Below are 14282 nucleotides of genomic sequence, written 5' to 3' on the forward strand. Positions count from 1 at the left end.
GGGGGTAGGGGAGCAGGGGAGCAGGGGAGCAGGGGAGACAAGGGGATAACTACACCCAATGCCCTATTCCCCATGCCCAATTCTCCATTTATAGCAGGAGGCAGAGGGCAGGAGGCAGGAGGCAGGAGGTAAAACTATTGCTAACTCTAGCATTCACCCTTTCCAAATGTCCTAACCTGTGTGACTACGGCTATACAATTCTCAATTCCCAGAAAAATTAAACAATTGTTAGAAGAGAATGAATATAGTTCTCATTGAGATATTTTAACAAATATGAGGAAAATTATTTGAACCAGATAATTTCTTAAATTGACTTTTAGTCAGCCTTAAGATAGAGGGCAACGTTACATTAACTGGAAAAACCAGGAAATTTCATGTCGCCATCTAGCCAAAATCTTCTCATAAATGTTACAATTGTTAATAGGACTTACATAAAAAATGTTTAAAAAGCAACCTTTTATCTAACTGTAGATACTTGTGAAAAGTAGGAAATAACTGTAGTTTTAGCAGTTAAGAAGCCTAAATTTGATTATTATGAGCAGCCGACGAGTTTCTCAGGCGCGTAAGTTGCAAACCATAGTACAGGTTCCCAGTCTGACTGGGTAGCACCCTAATAAATAAAGAAAGCATCTATCCCTTAATGACCCTACCGCCAACCCCATCATTACCAAAGAGTAGCGCCATGAAGACCGCTCAGACAGCCACAGACCTCGTGCGGACTTACCTGCGTGAGATTGGCCGTGTGCCACTTTTAACCCACGAGGAAGAGATTTTCTATGGTAAACAAGTGCAACGTTCCTGCGCTTTGCACGAATCAAGGGAATCTCTTGCCACCCAGCTAGGTCATCAACCGACTCTAGAAGAGTGGGCCAAAGCAACAAACCTAGAACCAGCAGAGTTGAATGAAGCGATCGCAGATGGTGAAATTGCCAAGCGCAAGATGGTAGAAGCCAATTTGCGGCTGGTAGTCTCCGTTGCCAAAAAATACATCAAGCGCAACGTCGATTTACTGGACTTGATCCAAGAAGGTAGTATTGGTATGCAACGGGGCGTAGAAAAGTTTGACCCCACCAAAGGGTACAGATTTTCTACTTATGCCTATTGGTGGATTCGGCAAGCTATTACTCGTGCTATTGCCGAAAAAGCTCGTACCATTCGGTTGCCGATCCATATCACGGAAAAATTAAATAAGATTAAAAAAGCACAGCGCCAATTGTCTCAAAAGTTGGGACGCGCTCCTACGGCTGGAGAGCTAGCTCAAGAATTAGAATTGACGCCCAAACAAGTGCGAGAGTATTTAGAAAAGGCGCGTTTGCCTCTTTCCTTGGATTTGCGGCTGGGTGATAACTACGACACTGAACTTGGAGAAATGCTGGAAGATCCAGGCGCTTCTCCCGAAGAGTTTGTTATGCAATCTTCCCTATCTTATGACTTAGATCGGTTGATGGGCGATCTCACGCCACAACAGAGGGAAGTAATCACACTGCGTTTTGGCTTAACTGATGGGCAAGCTCTCACTCTAGCTAGAATTGGTGAAATATTGAACATCAGTCGAGAACGAGTCCGACAAATTGAACGGGAAGCCTTAAGCAAACTTCGCAAGTCTAAAGCCAACATGGATGAATATTTGGCAAGTTAGTCATTTGTCATTAGTCATTTGTCATTAGTTGTTAACAAAGGACTAAAGACCAATGACTACTGACCAATTGGTGAGAAAATACGCTGAATTTGGTACGGTTACACCTACTTCCACTCTTACGCCAGGCTGTTACATTAGTTGACAGGAAGACAAAATAACTAAGTCAAATCCAAAACAAACATTTAATATTCAAATCACAAGCACCGCAGCTAATAGTGGTAGTTAAGGAGCTAAAAAATGAGTAACCCATCCAATCGCGTCTCAGAATTTTTTAATAGTGAAGCAGAAACTAACGATTTACTATGGCAGTACGTTAAATCCTTGAGTCCAGAGACAGTTACCCAGCTATCCAAACCCACGTCTGCCGAAGTCTTTCAGGTGATGGAACGGAATATTACAGGACTATTAGGTAATCTACCTTCAGAACATTTTGGTGTTACTGTCACCACGAATCGGGAAAATCTAGGTAGGCTTCTGGCTTCTGCAATGATTAGTGGTTATTTCTTACGTAACGCTGAACAGAGAATGAATTTTGAAATGGCTTTACAAGGATCTGAAACCGACAACAGCGAAATTGACTAGAAATGTAAAATTTGGGAAATTCAATCAATAGAGTTGAACTGATAGCTAGTCATAGTTACGGCGATACGAATTGAAAATAAGTCTCTGCGAAATCTTTGCGGCTAATTCCCGATTATACATCAGCTAAGTTTTTTAAAATATCCAAAATAGTGACAAATTCTGGTTGAAATTTAAATGCAGAGGAACGCGGAGTCTTTGATTTCGCTTCTCTGTGAACTCCTGTAATTTTGTGTTGATTCAATCAATTATTGATGTCAAACTAGTTAGGTATAACTTCCTAATCTATGCAAAATCCAGGAAAATTCCTTTTCTCTACGGTCTCTGCGGTCTTAATAATAAATTTTTAACCAGACACAATATTTGAGGTGTATTTATAGATGATTAATGCACATTTGTGGATAAACGAACAGTGCTAGATAATCTTTGCAATAAATAAATCTAAACTCGGCAGAGTTACAAGTAGTCTGCCGAGTTTTGTTATTAGTCAAGAGTCAAAATTCAGGAATTCTTTCTCTACTCCCTACTCCCCATTCAATTATGAGTGAAACCAGTTCTTGCCTACCCCATAAAATCATTGGTGTTGCAGTAATTTGGAATGACCAAAAGCAAATTTTAATTGACCGCCGTCGCCCAGAAGGAGCAATGGGTGGTTTGTGGGAATTTCCTGGTGGTAAAATAGAGCCTGGTGAAACCATCCAAGAATGTATTCAACGGGAAATTTCCGAAGAACTGGGGATAGTAATTGAAGTGGGAAAGCATCTGATTACTATTGACCACAGTTATACAAACTTGCGCGTTACCCTCACTGTACATCATTGCCGCCATCTTACAGGTGTCCCCCAACCTTTAGAATCCGATGAAATTCGCTGGGTAACTTTGGAAGAACTGGAGCATTTTACGTTTCCGAAAGCAAATATTCAAATTATTGCTGCATTGAAAGGAAGTGGGGGCTAGGAAAGAAGCAGAGGAGCAGAGGAGCGGGGGAGCAGGGGAGCAGGGAGATGAGGGGACAAGGAGATAAACAAAACTCTTAACTCCTAACTCCTAACTCAGCACTCAGCACTCACCACTCAGCACTCTGAATGCCCAATGACAAATGGCAAATGACAAATCCCGTAACAATCTATTAATTGCATCAGGTTGAGTCCCGCAATTTTCTACAATAGGCGCAGGGACTTTGATTTAAGGTGTCAGCAAATAAATGCCTAAAACCGTTGCCGATGTGATGAGCCGCGATCCTATTGTTGTCCGGGAGGAAACTCCACTCAAGGAAGCTATCCAAATTCTCGCAGAACGCCATATCAGCGGACTACCTGTTGTGGACGATCTCGGTAAATTGGTAGGCATTATCTCGGAAACCGATTTGATGTGGCAAGAAACTGGTGTTACTCCACCTGCGTACATTATGTTTCTTGATAGTGTTATCTATTTAAAAAATCCTGCTACGTATGACCGTGATTTGCATAAGGCTCTAGGGCAAACCGTCGGGGAGGTGATGAGTAAAAACCCGATCGCTATTTCCCCTGATAAAACTTTAAAAGAAGCAGCTACAATCATGCACGATCGCAGCGTTCATCGCTTGCCAGTACTTGAAAGTACGGGTCAAGTAATTGGTATTCTCACTCGTGGTGATATTATTCGGGCTATGGCTGCTAGTCAAGATTAGTCAAAAATAGAGACGCGATTAATCGCGTCTGTACAAAAGTCAAAAGTAGAGACGCGATTAATCGCGTCTGTCTTTTTTACATTTGAAAATCAAGGATAATTAAATGAGTATTACTCCGGAGTCTGTTAAGCAATTGCTCAGTTCTGAGGATTTAGGCGATCGCTTACGTGCTGTAAATCAAATCCGCGAATTGGAACCTGCGATTGGCTTTGAATTAATTCAAAGTGCTATTGGCGATCGCAATTCCCGTGTCCGTTACTCAGCAGTGAGTCAAATGGATACACTTGGAACCCAAGATTTACAGTTATCCTTGGATATCTTGCGCGATCGCTTACTTCATGACTCCGAAGTAGATGTACAAGCAGCAGCAGCAGACTGTTTGGGTGCTCTGAAGTTAAGCGAAGCTTTTGAAGATTTACAGCAGCTTTATCATACAACTGGTGAATGGCTAATACAATTCAGTATTATTGCTACATTAGGAGAGTTGGGCGATCCGCGAGCTTTTGAACTACTCAAAGAGGCACTTTCATCAGAAAACGAATTAGTCCAAACTGCTGCCATTAGTTCTTTGGGTGACTTGGGAGATGTACAAGCAGTTCCTCTGTTGGCTCCCTATGCTACCAACCCGGATTGGCAAATTCGTTACAGACTTGTACAAGCCTTGGCTCGTTTAAGTAATCCAGAAGCCAAATCTATATTAGAAATTCTGGCTAATGATGAAGTAGATGCGATCGCAAACGAAGCGAAACAATCTTTGCAGTCAGTTTAACTCTATCTAAGGTTAAGAAAATTCACCTTTAATATAGATTTATCTGGAAGTATAAAAAAATCGACCTGGTTGGTAAATTTTGCATTCCAGCCAGATCGAAATAGATTAATTAGAGTTACTTTTAATTGCTAAAAGTAACTTTTTTATATTTAGGATAGGACTATTGAATGGCACTTTTGCGACGGCGAGACATAACCATGCCAGCACCAACTAAACCTAAACCTAGCATTGTGGTTGGCTCAGGAACGCTAACTGCTTCGAGAGTTAAGTGGTACTCGCTTGTTTTTCCATTAAGAGAAGCACCCAAATTGCCAATCCCAATAGTTTTTCCATTAAAATTAAATTTCCCCGTAATCCCATCCAATATTACGTCATTAATGTTGGTTGCTGATTTCCGAGTTCTGGTAACTACAGAATCATCTAGATCAAAGGTAAGAAGCGCAGTAGTACTACCCAAGGTTCGCGATCCGAAATTAATGAAGGGAGTGTAAACGCCTGTAGAATATGTAGCTGTTGTGCCTGATAGAACAGCTGTCCTGGTTAAATTTAGAGTGTTAATGGTAATACCTGTGCCTGATAAGTTTGGTGAGAAGGCTGCAAAATCACCATCAGTATCAACACTATCAACGTCAACAAATTTAATACTGGTAGCAGTTGGATTGACTCCATCACTAGGAACCATAGATGTACCAGTAAGACCAATACTTCCGTTCAAGGTTACAGCTTGAGCCGAACCAGCAGATGTAAACATCCCAGCAGTTGCCAAGGGGATTGCAAAACTAGCAGCCAGAGTAGCGTTTAGTAATTTAGATTTAAAATTAATCATGAGCCTTTGAGAGTCCTAATAATAATCTGGAACAGAGAAATTGATTGCTTGACCTTTACTATCAGTAATCTATTTAAAATACTGTCAGTGAAAGCGAAACTTGCATGATGTATTTCTTATCTCCATAAAATCACATAGACTTAGAACCTGCAATATTTACTGAGTGGTCTTCATCACATCTTCAACTAATAAAGAGTCTTCATAAAATTTTAATTTCTTACATATCTGCGCTTCGTATATCTATTACTCTCTAGGGTTTAAATTATAGGTAATAGCTCTGACTTTAATAAAAACTATTTACGCCACTTACGATACTAGTATATTGTTATACTTTTAGTTGCTCAACCAGATTTTAGATCAATGGAGTATGCAGTGTATCTAATCTTTCTAGTTGCCAATATTTAGTGAAACGGTTCCTCTCATAGAAGAAATGGGAGGAACCGCTGTATTTGTTTACTATGGATAGTCTGTGCGATCTAATTGAATGTTTGTAACAAACTAGCTAATTGCTAGCTATTGATGCTTTTCTCAAATCTGTCAGATTTTTCAAATGCTAAGAGCCAAATACCTGTGGCCAGGTTGTTACAACAAAAACTACAACTGCGGCGATCGCTAACAACCCTTGAATCAAATTTCCAACCAAAGATCCGACTACAATTCCTATACCTGCTTTAACTGCTAACCGGAATTCACGTCGGTACAGGTACTCACCAATAATTGCTCCCAAAAGCGGGCCTAGTAAAATTCCTAGCAGCGGGCCCCCAAAAGGTAAAGTTGGCAATAATCCCAAAAATCCTACTACCAAACCGACAATTGCGCCAATTTGCCCCCACTTGCTAGCTCCGGCTTGTTTTGCTCCCACATAGCTAGCTAAAAAATCCACTCCGACACTAAGTAGTAAAACTATAATTGTCACAATTAGTGGAATTTTGATAGCTGCAAAGGAACTACTAACGATTCCCCAGATAATAATTGCAATTAAAATTAAGCTGCTACCGGGAATGGCTGGAACTACAGCACCAATAATACCCACAACCATTACAGCAACTAATAGCCAATAAATAATTTGCATAAATCAATTGTAAATTTCCAAATTTTCAGGGGCGCGCATCTGTGCATTGGTGTCAACTTAAGTTAAAAGGCTTATCCCACAGGTGTTTTACCCCACCCCCAACCCCTCCCCTTGGCAAGGGGAGGGGCGGTTTTGGCTTTAGACAAAACCGGGGTGGGGTGATGCAGATTGTGATGGTAACTGAGTGAACTCAATATCACGTCTTTATATATAACGTCTTTATAAGGGTTTTACGTTAAGTTGACACCAATGCCATCTGTGCGGGCTTACTGTTTATTCTATCTGGGTAAGATAGCGAAAAATACTTAGTACAATGTGGTGCAAGTTTGCTAATGCTTATAAACTGCTATTTAAAAGCTCAAAACCAATGACGAGAAAGATATTAACTGGACTAAGTTCTGAAGCCTACGAACACCCCTTCGATCGCAAAGCCTTGGCTTCTTTACAAAATATGCCCGGTGTCTCCCTACTACTCAAAAAAATTAACGAATACGGTATCGATCGCCTACTTAGACTGCAAAGCCTTGGTAGTGAAATTAGAATTTCGCCGCGTAATTTTCCCCAATTACATCAAGCATTTGTAGAAACCTGCCAGATTCTTGATGTTGCTCCACTTCCAGAATTGTATCTATTTCGAGGTACAGGTCACATTGAAACCTACATTGTTGGCGTAGAAAAACCCCTTGTCGGTATTAATTTAGATGCAATGGAGTGGCTTGACTCGGATGAGTTGCTTTACGTTTTCGGACACGAAATCGCTCGCATCAAAAGTCAGCACATGGTTTATCACCAAATGGCAATTGTTATGCCAACGTTGAAAAATTTGTTGAGCAGTACCACACTGGGAGTCGGTGGCTTAGTAGCTGGTGGAATGGAACTAGGTTTGTATAATTGGCGGATGATGGCTAGGTTCACTGCCGATCGGGCTGCAATGCTAGCTTGTCAGGATATTGACGTAGCAACTACTACACTGATGAAACTCGCGGGTTTACCAGATGAGTACTTGACTTCTACTGTAATTGAAGATTTCCTCATCCAAGCCCGTGAGTTTGCATCCAATAACTTTGATAGTGTGGATAAAGTCACGAAACTATTAAGCTATACAGAGCCTGGGCTTTCTTGGGTAGTTATGCGGGCTGGCGAGTTATTGAAATGGGTTGATTCAGGAGCTTATGATAATTTAATTCAACAGACAAATTTAAAGACACCAGAAAAACTAGAAGAAACAGAAGAAAAAACACCGGAAGAAAAGGAAGGTTGGAATTTTTTGACTTCTTGGTAATTGAATTTTAAGTTTTAGATTTTAGATTTAATTTTTAAATTTAAAATACGCTTGTGACACTCAATAACTTGCTAATACAGATTAGTTGCGATCTGCTTCCAAACAAGGGGCTTAAGCCCCTTGTCTCACTAAAATTGGCTGGCTTTCTAAACTAGCTGACAATCTAAGTACTAAGAGTAACGGCTAATTTATCAGCAATTCCCGCAATCCAGTTTTCATCTTGTTTGGTGTAACTGCGAGGAGCATTTGCTCCCAAAATTAATGCACCTTGGTTGCCAATAGGTTGACAAATTACACCTTGAGTATTTTCTGGTAAATAATCAAATTCAAGCCTACCTGGATATATTTTTAGAGCAACTAGATAAATCGGTTTTTGTTTTTCGAGTACTTGTTTCAAGATTACTCCTGGTACAACCTCAGATTTAGTACCCAGAATCCCGCGACGCAACAAAACTTTACCTTGATAAAAAACCACAAGCGATCGCGTTACTGTATTAGTCAACAATAAATGAGATGCCCAGGCTAGCTCTGTTTTTACGGCTTCAGGTAAATCTGCTGCTAGTACAAAACCTTCTTCTCCAATTAGTTCTACAGTATCAGGCGATCGCGGCTGAACTTGCTGCCAAATTAAACCCGTCAAAATTAACACCGCACTCAAAATCACGCCCACTACATCACCACGCGATTGAGACTGGGTTAATTCCGGTGTTAATAAACGGTTAATCAGTAAAAGTACAGCGCCTAGCCCACCCACGACAATGGGTAGACGCCGCAAAAATAGATTGGGATCGGGTTTAGTCATTAGAAATTGGGAATTGAGCATTGAGTACTGAGAAGAGACAAGGCACACAAGGAAGAGAGTGAGTTAAGGGAGAGACTTGTTCAATAATTCCCCTTGTCCCCTTGTCTCCTCTGCTTCCTTGCCCCTCTGCTCCCTCATCTCCTCCTCACTCCTCTCCTGGTTCAATAATCCGCTGGAAAAGATAACCAGTACCCCGTGCAGTGAGAATCAATTCTGGGTTGCTAGGATCGTCTTCTAATTTTGCTCGCAAACGTGATATATGCACATCTACCACGCGGGTATCCACATGACGTTCTGGTGTATAACCCCAAACTTCTTGCAAAATTTCCGAACGAGAAAAAGCTTCTCCAGAGCGACTGACTAACAACTCTAACAAGCTGAACTCCATACCCGTCAATCGAATGCGCTCATCGCCTTTGTAGACTTGTCGCTTATTCGTATCGATTTTAATATTAGCGACATGAATTACCCCAGAGCTGGGAATTCCAGAAGCACCGTTTTTATCTACTCGCCGCAGCACCGACCGAATCCGGGCTTCTAGCTCTTTGGGGGAAAATGGTTTAACTACATAGTCATCAGCACCCAATTCTAACCCGGTGATGCGATCGGCGACATCACCCAAAGCTGTTAGCATAATAATGGGGACATCTGATTCTTTTCGTAATTCTTGACATACACCATAGCCGTCTAGCTTTGGCATCATTACATCTAAAACTACCAGGTCTGGCTCCGTTTTGCGAAAAGTTTCCAAAGCTTCTTCCCCGTCGCCAGCCGTCACTACATCGTAGCCAATCATGGAAAGGCGTGTTTCCAAAATCCGGCGAATGCTGGCTTCGTCGTCTACCACCAAGATTTTTTCTTTATGGCTTTCCAAGTTTCTCTAGGCTCCTTGACTAAAAATTTACATGATTAATTTTTAATACCATAATATTAAGATATCATTCCATGAATTGATTTGGAAAAAGCTCTAAATACTACTATTATTAGTTTTTAGTTTTTTTCAAGAATTAAGTAAATATTAAGATTATTTAATAAGATTTAAGAATGGCAAAGCCAAAAACCTTTTTTGTTTGTAATGAATGTGGAGCAGAATCGCCACAGTGGTTTGGCAAGTGTCCAGCTTGCGGTACTTACAACTCTCTAGAAGAACAAATTTCTATTCAATCCTCAGTAGATGTACCCAGCCGGGGGGGAGTGAGTGGTTGGCAATCAACTCAAACTAATGGCAAATCTCACGCTAAACCAGCTAAAGCGCGAGCCTCGTTAACATTTAACCAAATTACCGATCGCCAAATCGCCCGTTGGGAGTCTGGTTATGGAGAATTAGATCGAGTGCTTGGGGGCGGGGTTGTCCCTGGCTCTATGGTGCTGATTGGTGGCGATCCAGGTATTGGTAAATCGACTTTATTGTTGCAAGTATCTAATCAATTAGCACAAAAATACCGCATCCTTTACGTCACTGGTGAAGAATCAGGGCAGCAAGTAAAATTACGCGCTTCCCGTTTGGGAGTATCAAAACCCCTAAGTGTGGTTAATGATGAGAAGGTAACAGTAGTAGTAGATACTACGCTTCCTATAGACCCTGACAGTATAGGTGCAGATTTATATGTACTGCCAGAAACAGATTTAGAAGAAATTTTACGGGAAATAGACTCTCTCAAGCCAAATGTGGCGGTGATTGATAGTATCCAAACGGTGTTTTTTCCAGCGCTGACTTCTGCACCAGGTTCAGTAGCTCAGGTACGGGAATGTACCGCAGCACTGATGAAGGTGGCGAAGCACGAAGATGTCACCATGCTGATTGTAGGACATGTCACCAAAGAAGGAGCGATCGCCGGGCCTAAAGTTTTAGAACATTTAGTTGATACAGTGTTGTATTTTGAAGGCGATCGCTTTGCTTCCCATCGGTTATTACGGACAGTCAAAAACCGCTTCGGCGCAACTCACGAAATCGGTATCTTTGAAATGGTGACAGATGGATTACGAGAAGTCTCCAATCCCTCAGAGCTATTTTTAGGCAACCGTGACGATCCCGCACCTGGTACTGCCATTGTGGTTGCTTGCGAAGGTACTCGCCCGATTGTTGTGGAATTGCAAGCTTTGGTGAGTCCCACTAGCTACCCTTCCCCTCGGCGGGCTGGAACTGGTGTAGACTACAACCGCTTGGTGCAAATTCTTGCCGTCTTAGAAAAACGGGTGGGAATTCCCATGTCAAAATTGGATTCTTACGTTGCTTCTGCGGGTGGGTTGAATGTGGAAGAACCGGCGGTAGATTTAGGAATTGCGATCGCGATCGTAGCTAGTTTCCGCGATCGCATCGTCGATCCCGGTACAGTCTTAATCGGTGAAGTTGGGTTAGGTGGACAAGTGCGATCGGTTTCCCAAATGGAACTACGGTTAAAAGAAGCAGCCAAGTTGGGATTTAAACGAGCGATCGTCCCTAAAGGACAAAAATTCCCCGATCTTGATATCGAGATTTTACCCGTTGCCAAAGTAATAGATGCGATCATTGCCGCCATCCCCCATCAAGAATTGACAGCCGACGATTTAGAACCCGATGAAGATGAGTAGACCTGCCTTATAAAAGGGGGTTGGGGGGATCTAAAACAGTAAATACCAGCGTAAAATCCGCGATAACACCACCTCAAAGGACAATCCACCATGACAGCCCTCACCCAAGACTACCAAATCACTTGGGAAAAACTACCCGATGATTACAAACTGCCCGACGATCCAGTGGATAACATCAACCAACCAGCCTTAGCTGCTGCACTTACAGAAAGCCTAGAATTAGCCGGAAAAATTTCAGCTAACACCCTAACAACAACTAATTACGGCATTTGTGCCACTCTAAACAACAAAATGGTCATTAAAGCTCCTGATTGGGCTTTCATTGCCAAAATTAATGTTAGTAGAGAAGAAGTAATACGCAGTTACACACCTCAATTACAAGGTGACATTCCCCTAATTGTGATGGAATTTGTTTCCGATACACAAGAAACAGAATATTCTATCAAAGCAACATATCCCCCAGGAAAATGGTTTTTCTACGAGCGCATCTTAAAAGTGCCAAACTACATTATCTTTGAACCAGATAGCGGCAGTTTTGAGATGTATCGCTTGCAGGACACAGAACAATACATTTTGCAAGAGCCTGATGAAAATCAACGCTACTGGATAGCAGAAATGAATCTTTACCTTGGGGTGTGGCAAGGTATTCGTGAAAACCGCACAGGAAACTGGTTACGGTGGTGGGATGAACAAAAAAACCTTTTACCTTGGGGAATAGAATTAGCCGAACAGGAACGCCAACGCGCCCAACAGGAACGCCAACGTGCTGAACGACTAGCAGCACAATTGCGGGCGGCAGGAATTGAACCGGAAGATTAGACTTCTTGTAAATAATTTAGGATTGCTAGGTTTAGTTAAAAATTTGCTAAATCTAGCATTTTTTTATAGCAATAAAATTTTAAAGAACTCGAATTAGACCTAATTTATTTACATTAAAATTTCGGAATTTATTGATAGAAACTTTTGAATTTATAGTTGATAAGTATAATTTTATACATTAATATAAAACTATGATAAAGGCGATCGCCTAATCCCGCGAAGAAGAATGCGATCGCCTTTATGTCACCCCTTTATCAGGAGATAAATACAATGATGGCACAATTACAAAAGTCTGCCCAATCACAGTTAAAGCAATACCTGGGTGAAAATTTAGATACACCCACCCGCAAGGAATCAACTGCACAGCCATTTCCCAAAAGAGAACCGATTAAGCATCTACTGATTGGTTCTCCCAAAGCCGTTAGCACTACAATTCACTACTTGCAGGTAATTGGCTATGCCAGTGTAGGAGATTGGAGTCCACTGCTACCAACTGCCAACCCAGGTGAAGTAATGAGTATTTTAAGCCGTCAAATTTTAACGCAATAACCCTTATCTAACTTAGCTCCCCGACTTTTTTGAAAAGTCGGGGAGCTGAACAGCGCAGCAAAACGCCATTCGTTTTAATTAATTGATAATAAAGACGAAGAATGGGAATATTTATACCTTTAAATAAGTAATATCTCGCTAATTAGCAACCTTGAGCAAGTTTGACGATTAGAGTCCAGTGGCATTTGACCCAAGGAAGCCGAACATTTAGAGATAATAGTAGCAAAGCTAATCTCAAAATTTGGTGTTAGCAGAGCGGTCCGCTGCACTTCGCAGCTAGTTGTGGAATAACATTATTACTTTTATGGTAATCCTATTTGATTGCGTGAAAAACTCACTACACATCTATTCGCTTCTGTTACCTATTCCCTTTTAGAAGCTGTAAATTTAGCCTAATAAGTACGGTAGAGCCATAAAAGTAATAGCCGAAAAATATCAAACCCAATTTTTATTATGACTTCTTCTCCCCATTACATCCCTCAATCTGACCCGCCGCTTCCTCCTTGGGAAACTCTACCAACGATGTATGATTTACCAAGTGACAACCCAGAGGAACCAGGTTTGCCAGACGATTTCCACTTTTTACAACCCTTACTTTTATACTTAACTTTTCAGCCCATCAACTGGAATCCCGAACTAGTTTATAGTGCGGCTGACCTTAATCTCTACTATGATTTACAGCATCCTTTGTGGTATAAACGCCCAGATTGGTTTGGTGTAGTAGGTGTAGGAAAGTTATACAAAGGGCAAGACTTACGGTTAAGTTATGTAAGTTGGCAAGAGCCAGCAAATCCCTTTGTGGTTGTTGAGTTATTATCTCCAGGTACGGAAGACGAAGATTTAGGCACAAGAAGAGAAAGTGCAGCAGATAAACCTCCTAGCAAATGGGAAGTTTATGAGCGGATTTTGCGGATTCCCTACTATGTTGTTTTTAGTCGCTACACTAATGAACTTCGGGCTTTTCACTTAGTTGGCGGTCACTATGAACCAATGAATTTGACTAATGGCTACCTACTAATGCCAGAGATAGATTTAAGTTTAGGCTTATGGCAAGGTTCATTTCGAGATATAGAAAGGTTGTGGTTAAGGTGGTTCACCTTGACAGGAGAATTAATTCCCGCACCCACAGAGGAAGCTGCTGCTGCAACTGAACGAGCTATGTTTGCTCAACAAGAAGCTACAGAAGCTAGACAAGAAGCTATAGAAGCTAGACAAGAAGCTGCTCAAGCCAAACGAAAAGCAGAACAATTAGCTGAACGTTTGCGTCAGTTAGGCGTGAATCCTGATGAGCTAAATGAATTATTGTAGCCTCAGGAGTCTTTTCTGATACGCAGCATCATTTTTTGCTTTTGAGGAATCATTTATACTGAAAACCTTGATAGCCGATGCTGAAACAGTTATTTGATAATGATATTGGCTCTCAGAAAGATTAATTTTTGAGAGCGATCGCATATTTAGCAGTTGAAATACATATAATATTTCTTTCAGCAAGTCTATAGCAACCTCATTTTTTATGACAAACCATGATGTCACGCTATATCCTTACTGTCCCTCAACCCAATTTCAATTGGGTAACTATGGGGAAAATAAGGTTCAGCAGCAAATCTCAAAGGCGATGCCCTGAACATTTGCAGATATTACCGCAGACACTGATTATGTTGCGGCGGCTAAAATACTTAAGTATTAGTAGTAGGATCGAACTACC

General features: G+C 41.3%; 14 protein-coding genes. 10 read left to right on the plus strand and 4 right to left on the minus strand.

Annotated elements, in window-relative coordinates:
• The first annotated feature begins 682 nt into the window (after window positions 1-682).
• The 5 genes from V7K45_RS26335 (at window position 683) to nblB (ending at window position 4656) form a co-directional block, all read left to right on the plus strand.
• The gene (locus V7K45_RS26335) at window positions 683-1639 is read left to right on the plus strand and encodes an RNA polymerase sigma factor, RpoD/SigA family (RefSeq protein ID WP_104909800.1); all 957 of its coding nucleotides are present in this window, start codon (window positions 683-685) and stop codon (window positions 1637-1639) included.
• 237 nt (window positions 1640-1876) lie between these two features.
• A complete protein-coding gene (locus V7K45_RS26340; protein WP_322698271.1) occupies window positions 1877-2221 on the plus strand; it encodes a DUF760 domain-containing protein in 345 nt (114 codons plus the stop codon).
• Between the two features lie 537 nt (window positions 2222-2758).
• The gene (gene mutT / locus V7K45_RS26345; protein WP_335007886.1) at window positions 2759-3175 is read left to right on the plus strand and encodes an 8-oxo-dGTP diphosphatase MutT; all 417 of its coding nucleotides are present in this window, start codon (window positions 2759-2761) and stop codon (window positions 3173-3175) included.
• Between the two features lie 247 nt (window positions 3176-3422).
• Complete coding sequence (locus V7K45_RS26350) at window positions 3423-3887, plus strand: CBS domain-containing protein (protein ID WP_335007888.1); 465 nt, start codon at window positions 3423-3425, stop codon at window positions 3885-3887.
• Between the two features lie 103 nt (window positions 3888-3990).
• Complete coding sequence (gene nblB, locus V7K45_RS26355; RefSeq protein ID WP_335007890.1) at window positions 3991-4656, plus strand: phycobilisome degradation protein NblB; 666 nt, start codon at window positions 3991-3993, stop codon at window positions 4654-4656.
• Between the two features lie 160 nt (window positions 4657-4816).
• Here the strand turns inward: nblB and V7K45_RS26360 are convergent, their stop codons facing one another.
• Entirely contained in the window at window positions 4817-5482 is a 666-nt protein-coding gene (locus tag V7K45_RS26360) for a PEP-CTERM sorting domain-containing protein (protein WP_335007892.1), read from the minus strand.
• A gap of 553 nt (window positions 5483-6035) precedes the next feature.
• On the minus strand, window positions 6036-6554 hold the full coding sequence (locus V7K45_RS26365) for a DUF456 domain-containing protein (RefSeq protein ID WP_335007894.1): 519 nt from the start codon (window positions 6552-6554) through the stop codon (window positions 6036-6038).
• 367 nt (window positions 6555-6921) lie between these two features.
• Between V7K45_RS26365 and V7K45_RS26370 the strand changes: the two genes are divergently transcribed.
• Window positions 6922-7836 carry a M48 family metallopeptidase gene (locus V7K45_RS26370; RefSeq protein ID WP_335007896.1) on the plus strand — a complete coding sequence of 305 codons (915 nt, stop codon included), beginning with the start codon at window positions 6922-6924 and terminating at the stop codon, window positions 7834-7836.
• Window positions 7837-7999: 163 nt separating this feature from the next.
• On the opposite strand, the gene V7K45_RS26375 is transcribed toward V7K45_RS26370, so the two are convergent.
• Window positions 8000-8638, minus strand: a complete 639-nt coding sequence (locus V7K45_RS26375) for a cofactor assembly of complex C subunit B (protein WP_335007898.1) — start codon at window positions 8636-8638, stop codon at window positions 8000-8002.
• A 145-nt stretch (window positions 8639-8783) separates the two neighbouring features.
• Complete coding sequence (gene rpaB / locus V7K45_RS26380) at window positions 8784-9512, minus strand: response regulator transcription factor RpaB (RefSeq protein ID WP_012412029.1); 729 nt, start codon at window positions 9510-9512, stop codon at window positions 8784-8786.
• Window positions 9513-9682: 170 nt separating this feature from the next.
• Here rpaB and radA point away from each other — a divergent pair, with 170 nt between their 5' ends.
• The 4 genes from radA to V7K45_RS26400 all read left to right on the plus strand — a co-directional run bounded on the left by radA (window position 9683) and on the right by V7K45_RS26400 (window position 13885).
• Window positions 9683-11209 carry a DNA repair protein RadA gene (radA, locus tag V7K45_RS26385; RefSeq protein WP_335007900.1) on the plus strand — a complete coding sequence of 509 codons (1527 nt, stop codon included), beginning with the start codon at window positions 9683-9685 and terminating at the stop codon, window positions 11207-11209.
• 90 nt (window positions 11210-11299) lie between these two features.
• Window positions 11300-12028 carry a Uma2 family endonuclease gene (locus V7K45_RS26390; RefSeq protein WP_335007902.1) on the plus strand — a complete coding sequence of 243 codons (729 nt, stop codon included), beginning with the start codon at window positions 11300-11302 and terminating at the stop codon, window positions 12026-12028.
• A 270-nt stretch (window positions 12029-12298) separates the two neighbouring features.
• Entirely contained in the window at window positions 12299-12577 is a 279-nt protein-coding gene (locus V7K45_RS26395; RefSeq protein WP_335007904.1) for a hypothetical protein, read from the plus strand.
• 453 nt (window positions 12578-13030) lie between these two features.
• On the plus strand, window positions 13031-13885 hold the full coding sequence (locus V7K45_RS26400; RefSeq protein ID WP_335007906.1) for a Uma2 family endonuclease: 855 nt from the start codon (window positions 13031-13033) through the stop codon (window positions 13883-13885).
• Window positions 13886-14282 lie beyond the last annotated feature (397 nt).

Origin of the sequence: Nostoc sp. (assembly GCF_036917375.1) — a bacterium.
GTDB lineage: Bacteria > Cyanobacteriota > Cyanobacteriia > Cyanobacteriales > Nostocaceae > Nostoc.